Source organism: Adlercreutzia equolifaciens (assembly GCF_029076695.1).
GTDB lineage: Bacteria > Actinomycetota > Coriobacteriia > Coriobacteriales > Eggerthellaceae > Adlercreutzia > Adlercreutzia equolifaciens_A.
The window spans coordinates 1-413 of the sequence record NZ_JARFIK010000074.1; the positions used below are offsets into that span (position 1 = coordinate 1).

General features: G+C 60.5%; 1 protein-coding gene. It reads left to right on the forward strand.

Features of this window, described 5'->3' with window-relative positions; genetic code table 11:
• On the forward strand, nucleotides 1-413 hold a 413-nt coding region (locus PZH32_RS11530; protein WP_275208397.1), incomplete at both ends, for a sortase domain-containing protein.

The window sequence follows — 413 nt, forward strand, 5'->3', positions numbered from 1 at the left end:
GCCAAAAAAGCCGCAAAGTCGTCCTCCAAGACTCCCACGTCCGAGACCATCGACGATGGCGCTACGCCCTTGGCCTCGGGCACCGAGGCACCGGCCGCCTCCGCCAAAACCAGCAGCAAGAAAGCAGCCAAGCGCACCAGCACGCTTTTCTTCCGCGACGTGTACGTGCCCGTCATCCAAGGCTCGCCCGACGACATCACCGCACCGGCGCTGACGGCTAGTACCTGGGGCGGCACCGGCGACGTCAACGACGACCAGAACACTTACTTCATCGGGCACAATCCCGGCGTCTTCAACGAAGTCATGAACCTTCAAATCGGCGATGAAATCACCGTATGGGATGCCGCGGGGATAAAGCGCACCTACTACGTGTTCGACACACTCACGCTTCCCAACGCCTCGAACTACTACAC